The 18,768-nt window shown below is 37.5% G+C and carries 10 protein-coding genes; 9 read left to right on the forward strand and 1 reads right to left on the reverse strand.

Annotated features, from left to right (window positions below; genetic code table 11):
• The first annotated feature begins 161 nt into the window (after nt 1–161).
• The 9 genes from DUT69_RS08825 (at nt 162) to DUT69_RS08865 (ending at nt 17,065) form a co-directional block, all read left to right on the forward strand.
• On the forward strand, nt 162–3,263 hold the full coding sequence (locus DUT69_RS08825) for a SusC/RagA family TonB-linked outer membrane protein (protein WP_113652867.1): 3,102 nt from the start codon (nt 162–164) through the stop codon (nt 3,261–3,263).
• Nucleotides 3,264–3,281: 18 nt separating this feature from the next.
• Complete coding sequence (locus DUT69_RS08830) at nt 3,282–4,784, forward strand: RagB/SusD family nutrient uptake outer membrane protein (protein ID WP_162796227.1); 1,503 nt, start codon at nt 3,282–3,284, stop codon at nt 4,782–4,784.
• Nucleotides 4,785–4,795: 11 nt separating this feature from the next.
• Nucleotides 4,796–6,220: a PKD domain-containing protein gene (locus DUT69_RS08835; protein WP_113652869.1), complete on the forward strand. Its 1,425-nt coding sequence runs from the start codon at nt 4,796–4,798 to the stop codon at nt 6,218–6,220.
• Between the two features lie 51 nt (nt 6,221–6,271).
• A complete protein-coding gene (locus tag DUT69_RS08840; protein ID WP_113652870.1) occupies nt 6,272–7,153 on the forward strand; it encodes a glycoside hydrolase family 16 protein in 882 nt (293 codons plus the stop codon).
• 202 nt (nt 7,154–7,355) lie between these two features.
• A complete protein-coding gene (locus tag DUT69_RS08845) occupies nt 7,356–8,972 on the forward strand; it encodes a CTP synthase (protein ID WP_113652871.1) in 1,617 nt (538 codons plus the stop codon).
• Nucleotides 8,973–8,992: 20 nt separating this feature from the next.
• The gene (gene yidC / locus DUT69_RS08850; protein ID WP_113652872.1) at nt 8,993–10,795 is read left to right on the forward strand and encodes a membrane protein insertase YidC; all 1,803 of its coding nucleotides are present in this window, start codon (nt 8,993–8,995) and stop codon (nt 10,793–10,795) included.
• An 833-nt stretch (nt 10,796–11,628) separates the two neighbouring features.
• On the forward strand, nt 11,629–14,475 hold the full coding sequence (locus DUT69_RS08855; protein ID WP_113652873.1) for an alpha/beta hydrolase family protein: 2,847 nt from the start codon (nt 11,629–11,631) through the stop codon (nt 14,473–14,475).
• A 116-nt stretch (nt 14,476–14,591) separates the two neighbouring features.
• Nucleotides 14,592–15,746 carry a M14 family zinc carboxypeptidase gene (locus tag DUT69_RS08860; RefSeq protein ID WP_113652874.1) on the forward strand — a complete coding sequence of 385 codons (1,155 nt, stop codon included), beginning with the start codon at nt 14,592–14,594 and terminating at the stop codon, nt 15,744–15,746.
• 38 nt (nt 15,747–15,784) lie between these two features.
• The gene (locus DUT69_RS08865; protein ID WP_113652875.1) at nt 15,785–17,065 is read left to right on the forward strand and encodes a nucleoside recognition domain-containing protein; all 1,281 of its coding nucleotides are present in this window, start codon (nt 15,785–15,787) and stop codon (nt 17,063–17,065) included.
• Nucleotides 17,066–17,297: 232 nt separating this feature from the next.
• Here the strand turns inward: DUT69_RS08865 and DUT69_RS08870 are convergent, their stop codons facing one another.
• Nucleotides 17,298–18,755 (reverse strand): RagB/SusD family nutrient uptake outer membrane protein, encoded by a 1,458-nt coding sequence (locus DUT69_RS08870; RefSeq protein ID WP_113652876.1) that lies wholly within the window; start codon nt 18,753–18,755, stop codon nt 17,298–17,300.
• Nucleotides 18,756–18,768 lie beyond the last annotated feature (13 nt).

The following is an 18,768-nucleotide window of genomic DNA, read 5'->3' on the forward strand; positions in this document are numbered from 1 at the left end:
GAAAAAAGGGTGCTTTGTATGGGTATTGTAGTAGGTTGTTTTTAGGTAAAGGTTAAATAGCTAATTATATTTGTTTTAACATGTTCGCCGAAATTACGGCTGTTTATCAGCTCTACTTCTGCTTACATAACTAACCAATATATAAACTTAAAACAATTGTTATGAAAGGAAGATTTACGTTCATTCTTTTGCTGTTTTCCGTTATTTTTTCTTTGCGTGTAAGCGCCCAGGAAATTGAGGCGACAGGAAAAGTAACTTCTAACGACGGCTTGCCAATTCCTGGTGTATCCGTATTAATTAAAGACACCAAACAAGGCACGGCCACAGACCAAAACGGGAACTTCCGGATTAAAATCCCAAAACCCGGAACGCAATTGGTTTTCACCTTAATTGGTATGTCTTCTCAAACTATTACCGTTAACAACGGGCAAGCAATTACTGTGGTATTATTAGACTCGCAAAACGATTTGGATCAAGTTGTTGTTGTGGGTTACGGTACACAAAAGAAAAGCGTTGTTACCGGTGCAATTTCTCAGGTTAAAGCTTCTGATTTAGAAAATATGCCTGTTACACGTATTGAGCAATCGTTACAAGGCAGAACATCTGGTTTAACCATTACTACAAGTTCTGGCCAGCCAGGAGATGGCGCTACCTTGCGTATTCGCGGTACAACTTCAATTAACAACAGCGAAGCCTTATATATTGTAGATGGTGTTCAAGTTGGCGGCGGTATAGATTACCTAAACCAAGCAGACATCGAATCTATTGAGGTTTTAAAGGATGCGGCTTCTGCAGCAATCTATGGTGCAAGAGCAGCAAATGGTGTTATCATTGTAACTACTAAAAAAGGTACTAGAACTGGTAAAATGAGTGTTAACTACAACACTTATTTAGGTACGCAAGAACCTGCAAGAAAGCTCGATTTATTGAATGCAACGCAATTTGCCACTATTTATAACGAGGCTGAGTATGCGAAAACACCTACCTTAACTACGCCACGCTTTCCAAACCCTTCTCAATACGGCGAAGGTACAGATTGGCAAGCAACTGTTTTTAATAACAGCGCTAAAATTCAAAATCATGAGCTGAGCATTGCTGGAGGCAACGAAGTTTCTACTTACTATAGTTCTTTCGGCTATTTCGATCAAGATGGTATCGTGGCAACAAGCAACTCTAAGTACAAAAGGTTTACCGCTCGTTTTAACTCCGAACACAAAATTACAAAAGCTATTAAATTCGGTCAAACCATCGGTTATACCAGAACAAATTCTGTAGGTGTTGGTACCAATACAGAATATGGCTCGCCTCTTGGTAGAGCAATTAATATGGATCCGATTACACCGCTTATTGAGACCGATCCAGCTAAGTTTAATTTGCCACCTTACAGTAATCAGCCAGTGGTAAGAAATGCACAAGGTTTGCCTTATGGTATTTCTACAATCGCTCAATCAGAAATATTAAATCCTGTTGCAGCTTTAGCCGTTGCGCAAGGCAAAAGTTGGTCTGATAAAATTGTCGGAAACGTTTATGTTGAAGCAGAAATACTTAAAGGTTTAAAATTCAGATCGCAAGGCGGTGTAGATTTAGCTTTTTGGGGTGGAGAAAGCTTTACGCCGGTACATTATTTAAGCTCAACATTTAATGCGCTGGTAAACTCTTATAACAGAAATGCAAATAGAGGTTTATTTTGGTCGTTAGAAAATACGGTTAGCTATAACAAATCAATATCGAACCATAATTTTACCGCTTTATTAGGATACTCTGCACAAAAAAACAAAGGAGAATCTCAGAACGGCCAGTTGCAGGGCATACCTGTAGAAAATCTAAGAGATGCATCTTTAAGGTTTTCAGTGCCTAAAGAAAATCGTGATTTTGGCGGAGGCGAATATCTAAATACATTAAATTCATCGTTTGCAAGATTAACGTATGATTACGACGAGAAATATCTATTTACAGGTATTATTCGTAGAGATGGTTCTTCTCGTTTCGGTTCAAACAATAAATTTGGTTACTTCCCATCTGCCTCTGCTGGTTGGGTAGTTACTAAAGAAGATTTCTTTCCACAAAACAAATACTTAACCTTCTTAAAAATTAGGGGTTCTTACGGCGTTACAGGTAACGATAATATTGGCGATTTTAGATATATCTCTACTGTAAGTGGTGGACGTAATTATACCTTAGGAACTGCTGCCGGTTTAAATATTGGTGTAAGTCCAGACGCCTTATCTAATCCAGATTTAAGATGGGAAGAAACATCTTCAACAGATATTGGTTTAGACGCAACTTTGTTCGGAAATTTAAGTTTAACTGCTAACTGGTACAAGAAAAAAACCAGCGGTATGTTATTGCAAATTGCTGTACCAGGCTACGTAGGTAATAATGGTCCAATCGGGAACATTGCAGATTTAGAAAACTCTGGTTTCGAATTAGAACTTGGTTACGGAAAAACAATTGGCGAGTTTTCTTTTAAAGTGGCTGCTAACGGTTCGTTCGTTAAGAACAAAATTGTTTATTTAGGTGATGACAAAGAATTTCTTGACGGACAGCGAGTTGGTCCTCCGGGATTAGAAGTAACCCGTACCAAAGTTGGTTATGCCATTGGCTCTTTTTATGGCTACAGAAGTGATGGTTTATTCCAAAATCAATCAGAAATAAATGGCTATGTTAACGAAGCTGGTACTCCAATTCAGCCAAATGCTAAACCAGGTGATATTAGATTTAGAGATTTAAATGGCAATGGTTTAATCGATCCTAACGATAGAGAAATTATAGGCGATCCAACTCCTGACTTCACCTATGGTTTAACTTTTAATGCCGCTTATAAAGGTTTTGATATGGTAGTTTTAGGACAAGGTGTTACCGGAAACCAGATTTTTAATGCCACCAGAAGATTTGATTTGAGTACTGCAAATTACCAAACTTCAATTTTAGGTAGGTGGACTGGCGAAGGAACGAGTAACAGAATTCCGAGATTAACTTTAGAAGATACGAACGAAAATTATAACAGGGTTTCGAGTTTGTTTATCGAAGATGGGTCTTATTTCAGAATTAAGACTTTGCAAGTTGGCTACACCCTACCAAACAGGCTAACCCAGAAAGCTGGAATTAGCAAAATTAGGTTCTATTTAATGGCTAACAACTTATTAACGCTAACAAAATACACAGGTTTCGATCCAGAAATTGGAGGTGGAAGCATTGGTATAGATCGTGGGTTTTATCCTCAAGCAAGAACATATTTTGCTGGTATAAATGTTGGTTTCTAATTACATATAATGATGAAAATGAAATATATAAAAAGCACTGTCGCAATAGTTGTGATAATGCAGATTTTTGTATCGTGTAAAAAAGATTTTCTGGAGTTACAGCCTAAAGGCACAACTTTGGAAGACAATTTCTATAAAAACGAAAAGGAATTTATGCAGGGCGTAATTGCTGTGTATGATGTAATGCAATGGGGCAATACTGGTGGATACACCATGAAACAACCGTTGCTTAGCGCAGCTTCTGATGATTGCTGGGCAGGCGGAAGTAATGCATCAGATCAGCCAAGTTGGGTTGCATATGATAATTTTAATATGAATTCGTTTGTTGGCCCACAAGGTGGATTATGGAGCAAAAATTACAGTGGAATCAATCGTGCTAACTTAATTTTAAGCAAAATCGATCAATCAACCGTATTAACTCCGGCTTTTAAAACCAGAATTGTGGCAGAAGTAAAGTTTCTAAGAGCTTACTTTTATTTCGATTTAGTTAGATGGTTTGGAAACGTGCCTCTAATTGTAGATGTATTGCCTACAGATCAATTGTATAAGCAAACGCAATCTACTCCTGCATTGGTTTATGCGCAAATAGAGAAAGATCTTCGTGAAGCGGTTGCTGGTTTGCCCGCAACAATTTCGTCTGCAGAAAAAGGTAGAATATCTGCAGGTGCAGCAAAAGCGCAATTGGGTAAAGTGCTTTTATATCAAAACGACAATGCAAAACTTGCAGAAGCTGCAACTTTATTCGAAGATATTAACAAAGACGGCAACATTTATGGCTATAAATTAATGCCAGTTTATGCTGATATTTTTAACCCAGCTAATAAGTTTAATACAGAATCGATATTAGAAATTCCCCACTCTAACAACGCTGCATGGGGAGATTGGGGATGGATTAACGGTGGTGAAGGTAATGTTGCGCCGCAATTTATTGGTATGGACAGTTATGTTGGCGATACCTATTCTAGTGGCTGGGGATTTTGCCCGGTAACCTTAGATTTGGTAAATGCGTTAAAAACAGATCCTCGTTTTAGCGCAACAATTATTGACGGCGCTGCGCTTAAAACAGCAGGCGCAACTTACAACCAACGTTATCAAAACACCGATTATTTTATTAAAAAATATGCGCCTTTAAAGGCTTATCGTTCTACAGTAGGAACAGCAGAGCTTAACTGGCAAATAAATGAGATAGAAATAAGATTAGCAGACACTTACCTAATGCAGGCAGAAGCTTTAGTTAAATCGGGTTCAAATCCTACAAGAGCGCAAGCACTGTTAGATGCCGTTAGAGGAAGAGTTGGTTTAACAGCAGTCCCTGCTACTTTAGACAATATCTATAACGAACGTAGATTGGAACTTGCTACCGAAGGCCATAGATTTTTCGATTTAGTGCGTACAGGTAGAGCAGTTACAGTTTTGGGTCCGTTGGGCTATAAGGCTGGAAAAAGCGAATACCTTCCTATTCCGCAAGCAGAAATAGACGTTACCAAAGGAATTATTAAACAAAACCCTGGTTATAACTAATTTTTAAAGCAATGAAAATTTTAAATAAAAACATTAGCGTATCAATCGGTATTTTGCTGGTATTGGTAACATCAATATTTTCTTCTTGTAAAAAAGACGAAACAACTGGAGAACTGGGAGTTATGCCGAATGCTGCAGACGTACAGTTTAGCGCCACACCTACAAGCGCAAATCCAAATATACTAGATTTTAAGTCTCAATATAAAGGCATAACCGCACATTGGGATTTCGGAAATGGCGCAACAGCAACAGGCTTAGAAGCTAAAGGCTCCTATCCTTTTGCCGGAACTTATACGGTTACATTAACCTTAATCGCCGCCGGAAGCGATCCAGTTAAAACTACAAAGACGGTAACCATCGCTACAACAAATGCTTCTATGCTAAGCGATGAGGCATACACCTTGCTTTCGGGCGGACTAAGCAATCCTGCAGGGAAAACTTGGGTTATCGATAAAACACAGCCGGGTCATTTGGGTGTCGGACCAATTACCGGAACAACGCCAGAATGGTACCAAGCTGGACCGAACGAAAAAGCTACAAATGGTTTCTACGATGATGAAATGACCTTTACCATGACGGCAGCTGCACTAAATTACAAGTACGTAAACAACGGAACTACCTTTGCAAACGCGTCAAACGCTCCTGGAATCGGTGGACCAGCCGGTTCAAGCGATCCGACAGTTAATTATACACCACCAGCAACCATGAGCTGGAACATAATAGTAGACGGAAGTAAAAAGACTATCGCAATTGGCGGAAACGGATTTATTGCTTATTACCTTGGCGTATCTCAATATCAAATTCTTTCAATTACTGCTGATGAAATGTGGTTAAGATGTTTAGATAAAGCAAATTCTGGAAATGCTTGGTATTTAAAGCTAATTAGAAAAGGATTTGAAAGGCCAATAGTTCCTCCAGTATTAAAACCTATCCAAGCTGCTAACTTAACAGATGATTTTCAAAATGCATCATCATTTACTTGGACTAGCGAAAACGTAACATACGTTAGGTCTTACGATAATCCTTCAAAATTCCCTATTAACACCTCAGCTAAAGTGGGTTATTACGAAAAATTATCTGGCGAAGCTGGTCAGTATGGAAACCTGAACGTTACCATGCCTTACCGTTTTGATTTATCAACAAAAAACAAAATCAAATTGAAAGTTTATTTTCCAGGAGAAAATGATTTTACAAAAGTAAAACCGACTGTAGCAGTAAAACTGCAAAACTCTTTACTTGGCGGTAATGCTTGGCAAACACAATTAGAAGTTGTGAAAACGATAACCTCGGCACAATACAACAAATGGATTGAGCTAGAATTCGATTTCAGTCCAAATGCTTCACAAGTACTTTATGATAAAATTGTAGTTCAGTTGGGTGGCGAAGGCCATCAGAATCCAGGAATCTTCTATTTAGATGATTTCGAATTTAAATAGCAATTAATTAACCGCCCAGTTGTAATTGGGCGGTTTTTAAAATCCTTAATTATGTTTTTAAAGAAAGTAAAAAAACGATATTTCTTAATTGCGCTCTCTACTGCTTCTATCCTATCATGCCAATCTTGTTCTTCTGGTAAGGATGTTGAAGAAGCCATTATTATTCCGCCTGCACCTGTTGTAATTGTAGACAAACAATGGGCCTTTGATGCAAATCCGACATGGGCTGATGAGTTTGACTACACAGGTTTGCCTTCTTCCACAAAATGGGATTACGATTTAGGTGGCTCTGGATGGGGGAACAACGAAAAACAACTTTACACCAATGCGCTTTCTAATGTAAGCGTAGATAACGGCATGTTGTCAATCACTGCTAAGAAGGAAAACATGAACGGAATGAGTTATACCAGTACTCGTTTGGTAACTAGAAATAAGTTGGACGTAACCTACGGCAGAATCGAAGTAAAGGCTAAACTGCCAACTGGAAGAGGCACTTGGCCAGCCATTTGGATGTTACCGACGGATCGTTCGTATGGTGATTGGCCAAAGTCTGGCGAAATTGATATCATGGAACATGTTGGCTACGATCAGAACAGAGTTCATTTTAGTACGCATACCGAAGCATATTATTTTAAAATAAACACAGCAAAAACCAGTAGTAAAATAATTGCCGATGCAAGCACATCATTTCATACTTACCGTGTAGATTGGACCCCGTATGCAATTCGTGGTTATTTTGATAATATCCAGGTTTTCGAGTTTGTAAATGAAGGTACAGGTTACAAAGTATGGCCATTCGATAAAAGGTTTCATATCTTATTAAACGTTGCGGTTGGTGGCGATTGGGGTGGTGCTCAAGGAATAGACGATAGCATTTTTCCTCAAAAAATGGAAATTGATTACGTAAGGTACTTCAAAATGATAGACAAATAGAATACGCTCATCCCTAATAAATGCCCAGCGAAAGTTGGGCATTTTTTTTACATTTTAAGCTCATCTAAATCAAGCGTATAATACCTTTGGATAAAATTATCAAAACTATAAATTAAAAACCCAGATATTTTCCTACCTTTGTATCCCGTACAAAAACAATTAAAAAGGCGTTAAAACCTGTTTAATTTCATAAACTCACAACATGACTAAGTATATTTTTGTTACGGGCGGTGTTACTTCCTCTTTAGGTAAGGGCATCATCTCCGCTTCATTGGCCAAACTTTTACAAGCTAGAGGTTACCGTGTAACCATCCAAAAATTCGACCCGTATATCAACATCGATCCGGGAACATTGAACCCTTACGAACATGGCGAATGCTTTGTTACAGAAGATGGTGCAGAAACAGATTTAGATTTAGGTCACTACGAACGTTTCCTAAACACCCCTACTTCTCAGGCTAATAATATTACAACTGGTCGCATTTACCAGAACGTAATTAACAAAGAAAGACAAGGCGATTACTTAGGTAAAACAGTACAAGTTGTTCCGCACATTACCGACGAAATTAAACGCAACATGCGTATTTTGGGCGAAAGTGGCAATTTTGATATCGTAATTACAGAAATTGGTGGTACAGTTGGCGATATCGAATCTCTACCATTTGTAGAAGCCGTTCGTCAGTTTAAATGGGAAGAAGGCGCAAACAACGCTATCGTTATCCACTTAACGCTAGTACCTTATTTGGCAGCCGCAGGCGAGTTAAAAACAAAACCTACACAACACTCAGTAAAAGCCTTATTAGAGTACGGCATCCAGCCGGATATTTTGGTTTGTCGTACAGAACACCACATTAGTCCAGAAATCAGAAAAAAAATCGCGTTGTTTTGTAACGTTAACATCAATGCAGTTGTCGAATCGATAGATGCATCGTCTATTTATAGCGTGCCTCTGCTAATGATGAAAGAGCAGTTAGACAAAACCGTTTTAAGCAAATTAAAACTACCTAGTAAAAACGAACCAGACATGGAAAGCTGGAAAGATTTCTTGGGACGTTTAAAAAACCCAACTGCTGATATTAAAATTGGCTTAGTTGGTAAATATGTAGAACTGCCAGACGCTTACAAATCAATCACCGAGTCTTTTATACATGCTGGTGCTAAAAACGAATGTAAAGTTCGTGTAGAGTATATCCCTTCCGAAAGCATTTACGCCGATAATGTAAAAGAGAAATTAGGTCATTTACATGGGGTTTTAGTTGCACCGGGTTTTGGTAGCAGAGGTATTGAAGGTAAAATCGAAGCAATTAAATTTGTTAGAGAAAACCAAATTCCATTCTTCGGTATCTGTTTAGGTATGCAGTGCGCTGTTATTGAATACGGAAGAAACGTTTTAGGATTGAAAAATGCTAATACAACCGAAATCGACGAAAACGCATCGCATCCGGTAATTAACATGATGGAAGAACAGAAAAACGTAACTGCAAAAGGCGGTACCATGCGTTTAGGAGCTTATCCTTGCGATATTAAAAAAGGTACAAAAGCTTTTAGCGCTTACGGCAAGCAACATATTACCGAAAGGCACAGACACCGTTACGAGTTTAACAATAAATATTTACAACAATATGAAGAAGCTGGAATGATCGCTTCTGGAATTAACCCTGAGAGCAATTTGGTTGAAATTGTGGAGTTAAAAAACCATCCGTTTTTCGTCGGTGGACAATTTCACCCAGAATTAAAATCAACAGTTGCTAATCCTCACCCACTTTTTGTTAAATTTGTCGCCGCTGCAATGGAGCACGCGAAAAAGAAAACAAACTAATACGCGTTTAATACTTTATAATGGATAGAAATACATTCACAGGTCTGTTCCTGATCATGGTTATTTTAGGAGGAGCTGTTTTTTTCATGAAGCCTAGCGAGGCAGATATGAAAAAAGAAAGAGAAAGAATAACAGCTGACTCTCTTAAAAAAATTGGAGCAAAACCTGCAACTCAAAACCCAGTTGCTCCCGCAATAACTACTAAACCAGATTCGGCAGTTTTAGCTGGTCCATTTGGTGCAAACTTAGCAGGAACTGCACAAACTTCGGTTTTAGAAAACGATAAATTAAAACTAACCCTAACAAATGTTGGCGGTAAAATTAAAAGTGTAGAAGTAAAAGGCTTAAAAACCTATTACGATAAACCAGTTGTGTTGTTTAACGGTAGCGATGATAAGTTCGGTTTAAACTTAAACATTAACGGTAAAATTGTAAATACCAACGATTTATACTTTACAGCAACACAAACTGCTACCAACATTACTATGCGTGCCAATTACAGCGCAGATAAATATGTTGATTTCATTTACGATTTGAAACCGAATAGTAATAATGTAGGATTTAACATTAGCTTAAACGGTTTAAACCAAGTTGTACAAGGAGATAGCGTTAACTTAAACTGGCAAACAACTTTGCTAGCGCAAGAAAAAGATGCAAAAAAAGAGCAAGAGCATTCTTCGCCATACTATAAATATGTAGATGAAAACCCAGATCATTTAGGTATGGGTGCCGAAGAAAAGAAAGAGCTTAATGATGGCAAAATCGAATGGTTTGCTTTTAAACAACACTTTTTCTCGGCGGTACTACTTCCTCAAACTCCTTTTAACAAAGGTAACTTAGAAGTTAAAATTTCTACAGAACCCGGTAAAATAAAATGGTATAATGCTAACATGAAGTTGTCGTTTAACCAATTGGCTAATCAAAGTTATCCAATGACTTTTTATTTTGGCGACAATAAATTCTCTCACCTAAAAGATCAAGGTCACGAGATCGAGAAATTGGTTGATATGGGTTATTGGCCTTTAAAATACATCAACAGATGGATCGTATTACCCGTATTTAACTTTTTAGAAAGTTTCGGTTGGGGTTATGGCTTAATCATTTTGGTATTAACCATTTTGCTTAAGTTAGCAATGTCGCCTTTAACTTACAAATCGTACATTTCAATGGCTAAAATGAGAATTTTAAAGCCAGAGATGGATGAAATTAAAGCTAAAGTTGGCGAAGACAATGCAACATTATTACAGCAAGAATATTTAAAGCTTTATAAAAAAGTAGGTGTAAATCCTTTAGGTGGTTGTTTGCCAATGTTGCTACAACTACCATTTGTAATGGCGTTCTTCTTCTTCTTCCCTAACCTTTTCGAGTTAAGGGGCGAGAGTTTTCTTTGGATGAACGACCTTTCTACTTATGATGATTTTATCAAATTTGGTTTCACCATTCCGTTTATCGGTGACCACTTGAGCTTAATGTGTATTTTAATGACAATATCTACGTTAATTTACACTTACTTTAACAACCAAATTTCTGGCGCAACGGGCCAAATGAAATACATTGGTTACATTATGCCAATCATTTTCTTAGGTGTGTTAAACAGTTATCCATCAGGCTTAAACTATTACTATTTCTTAGCTAACATGCTAACTTTCTTGCAACAGTACTTAATCAGAACAATGGTTAACGACGATAAAATACACGCTATTTTACAGGAAAACAAAGCAAAACCAGAGGGCGAAAAGCAAAAATCGAAGTTTCAAGCTCGTTTAGATGATTACATGAGAGCACAAGCGCAAGCAAAAAACCAAGAGAAAAAAGGAAAATAATTTAGCAGTTTTCAATTTTCGTTTTACTGTTATAGAAGCAGAATTGCAAATTGTCAACTGAAAAAAAATAACCGCAGATGCGCAGATTTACGCTGAACTTCTGCGGTTTTTTTGTGTATTATTTTTTTGCTTAAGATGTTTGAAAATGCAAGGAAGCATTGCTTGGCAATAGTAGCCCTGCCCTCGCTTCAATCTTTTACTCCACTCTCACGAAATCCTCATCGTAAAAGGATTTTCGCTAAGTCAGGTTTAGATTACAACGCAAAGCAATTCTTTGGTTGGTTTTTCTGCACCAGCTACCCATTAACTTGCTTCTTCTTATATTAATTTGTCATTCCGAAGGACGAGGAATCTATCTAAGATATACGAAACCAGATTCTTCGCTTCGCACTGAATGACAGAAAAAACTGAACGACAAATCAAAAAGCACTTTGTCATTCCCACACTGGAGGAACCTGCAAGCTCTATTGTAAAACCTACACACAGGCTACATTGTGAATTAGAAAAAACCGATTAATAAAGAAGCTTCAACTCGTTTAGGCGTATTGCAACTTTCAAAACTGGCAAATACATTGCATTATAAACGGGATTGAAACGGCAGCTTAAGGCGTAGCCTTAACTATAGTGTAAAGCCCGAGTAACTTAAATATTATTACTGACACTGCTTTTCAAAATCATTAGAAAACAAGTTTTATAATTCTTGGAAAGGTGCAGTGCTATTACGGCAATCTTTTTTTGTGTAAAATTTGATATACATTTTCTGCATATTGGCAGAATTTTACAATTTTTAACGTTAATTTAATACCGAATTCCGAAAAACCACTAAAACTATTATGTATAAAAAACTAACCGTTGCGCTTTTGGTGCTTGCAAGTTCTGCATACGCACAAAAAAAGCCATTAGATCATTCTGTTTACGACGCTTGGGAAGCCATTGGCTCAAAACAACTCAGCAACAACGGAGCCTGGGCAAGTTACAGCGTAGTACCGCAAGAAGGTGACGCTAATTTGTTCTTTCAACAAACCTTGGGCACACAAAAACTTAAGGTTCCGAGAGCAAATTTTACACAGTTTAGTCCCGATGCAAAATTTGCGGTATTTGCTATAAAACCATTCTTTAAAGATACAAGACAGGCTAAAATCAAAAAGAAAAAAGCCGATGAAATGACAAAGGATACTTTAGGAATTGCTAACTTAACTACTTTGGCTGTAACCAAAATTCCTAGAGTTAAATCGTTTAAATTTCCGGAAAATGGTGCGTCAATTTTGGCTTATAACTTAGAAAAACCGCTAGATACTAGCAAAAAGGCTAAACCTACCACTCCTGCTACAGAGCAAAAAAACGATGGCGATTATTTCTTTGCAGATGATGAGCCAGCGGGAGGTGCAGCTAAAGAAGGGACCGATTTGGTTGTTAAAAATTTAACAGCAGGCACAGATCGCATCTTTAAATATGTAACCGACTATAGTTTTAGCAAAAACGGTAAACTATTGGTTTTTGCAAGTTCTGGCAGTAAAAAAGATAAAGATGCACAGCAAGGTGTTTTCTTGTACAACACAGAAAAAGGAACTTTAAAAACCTTGTTTAAAGGAAAAGGAAACTTTAAGAGTTTTACATTTGACGATGACAGCGAACACCTAGCGTTTTTGGGCGAAACCAGTCCTGAAAAACAAGAGGTTAAGGATTACAGCGTCTACTACAACTCGTTAACCTTAGATACAGCGCAAGTGTTAGTTGACGGTGATATGCCTGGAATGCCTGAACGTTTTAGTGTAAGTGGCGACGGCAGAATTACTTTTAGTAAAGATGGAAACCGTTTGTTTTTTGGTATAGCACCTGTTAAAAAAGCTAAGGATACAACGCTGGTAGATTTTGAAAATGCCAAATTGGATATTTGGGGTTATAAAGATGATTATCTGCAACCAATGCAGTTGAAAAATGCCGACAGAGAATCGAAAAGAAGTTATTTATCTGCCATTGACATTTACAGCGCAGATCCAAAAATTGTACCCTTAACAGATGCAAAACTTCCAGATGCAACTATGGTAAACGAAGGTAATGCTTCGTTTGTATTAGCCTCTACAGATTATGGTAATCGCATACCCTCACAATGGACCGGCGGTAGCATAAGAGATTACTATTTGGTTGATGTTAAAACTGGTACGCGTAAAAAGATTATCGAAAGTTTAGATGGCAATGCTTCTGTTTCACCTAACGGTAATTTTGTTATTTATTACAATGACAAAACCATGTTATGGAGCACCTATGAAGTTGCCACTGGCAAAACTACCGTACTTAACAACGGTATGTCTGTAAAATTCTATAACGAAGAAAATGATGTTCCTGCGTTGCCTAACAGTTACGGTATTGCCGGTTGGTTAGAGGATGACAAAGGTGTTTTATTATACGATCGTTACGACATTTGGCAGTTTTCTCCAGACGGAAAAACAGCGCCTAAAAACTTAACAAACGGTGTGGGCAGAACAAGTAACATTACTTTTAGAGTAGAAAGGTATAACCCTGACTTTAGATTTTTTGGTAAAAAAGAAGTGTTATTGTTGGATGCTTTTGATAATGCTACTAAACAAAATGGATTTTATAAAAAGGCAATTAACGATAATAAAGCTCCTGAGTTGGTGGTTATGGCGCCAACAAAATATAGCAATGTAGTTAAAGCTAAAGATGCCGAACAGTATATGTTTGATAAAGGCGATTATGTAAATTCTCCTGATGTTTACATTTCAAAAGATTTAAAAACTAATACGAAATTGAGTAATACAAATCCTCAGCAGTCAAACTACAATTGGGGAACTGCCGAATTGGTAAAATGGACTACGCCAAAAGGTTATAAATCTGAAGGTATTTTATACAAACCAGAAAATTTCGATCCAACTAAGAAATATCCAATGATTGTTTATTTCTACGAAAAACTTTCTGATGGTTTATATAGCTATCAAGCTCCAGCTCCTACTCCTTCTCGTTTAAACATTCCGTTTTTTGTAAGTAATGGCTATTTGGTATTTGCACCAGATATTAGCTACGAAACTGGTTATCCAGGTAAATCTGCCGAAGAATTTATTAATTCTGGTGTAGAGAGCTTAAAGAAAAATACCTGGGTTGATGGTGCCAAAATTGGTATCCAAGGTCAAAGCTGGGGCGGTTATCAAGTGGCTCACCTAATTACCAGAACAGATATGTATGCGGCGGCTTGGGCTGGTGCTCCGGTTGTAAACATGACTTCGGCTTATGGCGGTATCCGTTGGGAAAGTGGTATGAACAGACAATTCCAATACGAAAAAACTCAAAGTAGAATTGGTGCAACTTTGTGGGAAAAACCTGAATTGTACATAGAAAACTCTCCATTATTTAGTTTTCCTAAAGTAAATACACCAGTTGTGGTTATGGCAAACGATGCCGATGGAGCGGTGCCTTGGTATCAAGGTATTGAGATGTTTACTGGTTTAAAACGTTTAGGAAAACCAGTTTGGTTGTTAAACTATAATAACGAAGCACACAATTTAGTGCAACGCCAAAACAGAAAAGATATACAAATTAGAGAACAACAGTTTTTCGACTACTATTTAAAAGGTGCAAAAGCTCCAGTTTGGATGGTTAGTGGTGTACCAGCTACTGAAAAAGGAAAAACTTGGGGTTTTGAATTAACCGACGAAAAACCTTAAAATTTTTCAACTAAAATAATCAGATCGTCATTGCGAGGAGTTTATTACGAGGCCAATCTACCTAACAGAAAAGATTGCTTCGCATTACTTGCAATGACGATTTTTATTTAAAAAACATGGATATCAACTCAATTCTTTCTAATCATGACACTTTCAAAGCACATCAATTAAAAGATCGCTTTTTTAAGCATAGCGATGTGATGGATTTGCTTAGTAAACTTTCAGCAAATTTTCAGATTAGCAAACTCGGAGATTCCTACAATGGGAAAAGCATAAATCTTGTTAAATGGGGAAATGGCAAGATAAAGGTAATGTTGTGGAGCCAGATGCACGGCGATGAAGCAACGGGAACGATGGCCTTATTTGACTTGTTTAATTTTTTGCAAAGTGATAACGAGTTAGTGAAGGAATTAAATACAAACTGCCAGCTTTTCATTATTCCGATGGTAAACCCTGACGGCGCAGAGATTTTTACAAGAAGAAATGCACAGCAGATAGATATAAACAGAGATTACCTAAAACAAGCCAGCAAGGAAGCTCAAATTTTAAAAAATACTAGAGATGAAATTAACCCTCAATTTGGTTTTAACTTGCACGATCAGACTACGTTATGGAGTGTATCTAAATCTATAAAGCCCGCTACCCTGTCTTTTCTAGCTCCTGCTTACGATGAGGAGCTAAATGTGAATGAAACAAGAGAAAGTGCGATGTTGGTTATAGCTAAGATTTTTGATGAGATTAATGCGTTTTTGCCAGGGCAAATTGGATTGTTTGACGACGAATTTGAACCAAGAGCTTTTGGCGATAATTTCCAGAAAGCCGGAACCTCTACCATACTAATTGAAGCTGGGGGTTTTAAAGATGATTTGGAAAAACAGCAGATAAGAAAGTATTATTTCGGTTCTATATTAAGCGGTTTAAATGCTATAAGTTCTAAATCCTATCAACAAAAAAAATTAGCAAACTACTTTACTATCCCTAAAAATAACAAACAAATTTTTCATGTTTTAATACACAATGTGATGTTAAATGACATTGAAGTTAGCATTGGGATAAATTATGAAGAGTGCCCAACGAAATGTGGTTTAACAACAGAAAGAATTTACAGTATTGAAGATATTGGCGATTTGAGTTTCTGCGATGCTTATAAAGTTTTTTCGATAGCCAACTTAAAAATTAAGGGCAACATTGAAATTTTTAAACGTGCACATTTTAGTCTTTTGCAAGGCGATAGTACAATTTTATCCTTCCAAGACGGAATATTGTTTTAAAAATTATTACTTTCAATCTTCTAATCTTTATAAACTAAATGGCATTAAGTAGAATTTGGTCTGGTTTTATAATTGTGGCAATTGTTGTTGCTGCAATAAAATGTTTTTTCTTCGGACAATCAGAAATTTTTAGCTGGATGGTAGTTGGCAAAGCCGATGACCCAACCAACTTAACTAAAGTAAATGGTATTATAGAAACTTGCTGGACATCAGTTGAACTTTGCTTAAAATTGATTGGCATACTGGCACTTTTTATGGGATTTATGAGCATTGCCGAACGTGCTGGCGGAATTCGTTTATTATCTAGAATCGTTGGCCCGTTTTTTTCCAAACTTTTTCCTGAGATTCCGAAGGGACACCCTTCTATGGGACATATGATTATGAACTTTTCGGCTAACCTTTTAGGTTTAGACAATGCGGCCACTCCTTTTGGCTTAAAAGCGATGGAAAGTTTGCAGGAGTTAAACCCGAATAAAGAAACTGCCAGCAATTCTCAGTTAATGTTTCTTTGTTTGCATGCGGCAGGTTTGAGTTTAATTCCGGTAAGCGTGATAGCTATTCGTGCGTCTCAAAATGCCTCAGATCCTACCGACATTTTTATTCCCTGCCTAATTGTAACCTTTGTAGGCACAATGGCAGCAATGACAATTGTATCTATCAAACAAAAAATAAATTTATTTCAGCCAGTTATTGTAGGCTGGATTTTAAGTATATCGGCAATAATTGCAATGTTGGTTTGGTACGTAACCTCTCTTGATGCAAGTGGTATAAAGTCGTTTTCTGGCATGCTAAGCAACGGCCTTATCTTATTTGTATTTTTTGCTATTGTTTTAGGGGGGATTTATAAAAAGATTGATGTATTTGATGCTTTTATTGATGGTGCAAAAAATGGATTCGAAACTGCGGTAAAAATTATTCCATATTTAGTAGGTATGTTGGTGGCCATTAGTATGCTTAGAACTAGTGGAACTTTTGATGTAGTAATTTTGGGCATTAAGAATGTGTTTGCATTTTTAGGTGCCGATACACGTTTTGTAGAAGCCCTGCCAACCGCGTTAATTAGACCTTTAAGCGGTGGTGCTGCCAGAGGGATGATGGTTGATACCATGACGGCCTACGGTGCAGATTCTTTCGCAAGTAAACTGTCTGGTATTTTCCAAGGTGCTTCTGATACTACCTTTTATGTAATTGCCGTTTACTTTGGCTCGGTTAGCATTAAAAATACTCGTTACGCAGTTGGTGCTATGCTTTTAGCCGATTTGGTTGGAGTTTGTACTGCTATCGGGTTAGCTTACTTATTTTTCGGAAGTAGTTTGTAGGTTTTTTAGCAGAACGTCTATAAACTCTTGTAGCTCAGAAAGTGGACACTCGTTTTTTAGTAGGTGCTTTATTTGATAAACCTGAACGAAGTGAAAAACCCGCAGTTGAGGTACGAAACGAGGATTTGTAACAAAGTGCAGGGCAACCGTTGATAGTAGCAACTAAGTATCTTTTCTAAATAAAAAAGTCCCGCTGTTGTTAATAGCGGGACTTTTTAATTACGTTGGTTATTTAGTAACCAGGGTTTTGTTGCGCTCCTATTCCAGGATTTGCATTTATTTCTGTTTGCGAAATTGGCAAGCGAGTTCTAAAGAAAGTTCTGTCGATAGTTTTAGTTCTAAAACTTGCAGGAATTGCGCCAAGTTCATCGTTAAATGTAATTGATTTATTTAAACGGATCATATCAAAGAAACGTTGTCCCTCCCCTATAAATTCTTTGCTCCTTTCGTCTAAAATCATATCTACAGAAACTGTGGCGGCAGTTGCAGGTGCCAAATTTGGTGATCTCTTACGGATATTATTCAAGTATGTTGCAGCTTGCCCAGGATTTGTAGGTAAGATTGCTTCGGCAGCAATTAAGTACATTTCCGAAAGTCTGATAAGTTTAAGATTTACAGCAGTTGGCGTCGCTTTTCCATCGCCAGCTAAGGTAGTGCTACCGCTGTATTTATATATAGCTCCAAGTCTTGCGTTACCGGCAGTCTCGTCGTAAGCCATAATACCCCATCGCACATCGTTTGCATCTTGCCCAAGTCTAGTTAAAAAATAACTACTAGCTGTAAACCAACCTAGCGCCGTTGTTGCGCCATGAGATCTACGTCTGTGGTAGAAACCAAGCGAACCAGTTGTAAGATCATTTTCCAAAGGAACTACACCAATTTCGAAAATAGATTCTGATCCGAATTGAGTTGTCCAAGATGTTACCCAGTTTGCATTAGTATATAAGGTATATAAACTTGTTGCCCCTATAACTTCTTGTGCTGCCGACAAAGCATTTACATTGTCTTTCATGGTTAGATAAACTCTTGCTTGGGTTGCTAAATTGCCGTAATAGTTGATGTAACCGTTGGTTTTAGTTTTAGGAAGAAGTGGCGCTGCATCTTTTAAATCTTTTAAAATTTGCGTGTAAGTTTGTTCTACAGTACTTCTTAATGGTTGTGCATCTGAGGTTAGTTTATTTAACACAATGGGAACGCCAAAAGATGTTTTATCATCATCGTAAGATTTACCGTATAAACGCACTAAATCGAAATACATGATTGCACGTGCCGTTAAAGCTTGTCCTTTTGCACTACCAAAGCCGGTTGCACCATTTGCCTCGAGTTTAGCAATGTTCTCTAGCAAATTGTTAGCCTGCAAAATACCGTAATAAATTTGCGACCAAAAGCCCACGTTAGAACCACTTGTTACTTGATGATTGAAAGTATATAAACCATCTTGTCCACGTCCTTGAGAAAAGATGGTAAAATCGCCACCTTTTGCATCTCCATAAAGCATAAAGTTACGGCCATAATAATCAGCACTACTCATAGTTCTCATTATGCCATTAATCATTACTTGTGCATCTGCCGGAGTTTGTATTGCTAAGTCTGAATCGCCAGAATTGCTTGGCTTTACATCCAGAAACTTTTTACATGAGGAAAGCCCAATGATAAGCAACCCCAATAAAAATATGTTAATCTTTTTCATTTTTAAATTCTTT

The sequence above is a fragment of the Pedobacter namyangjuensis genome (assembly GCF_003313325.1).
Classification (GTDB): domain Bacteria; phylum Bacteroidota; class Bacteroidia; order Sphingobacteriales; family Sphingobacteriaceae; genus Pedobacter; species Pedobacter namyangjuensis.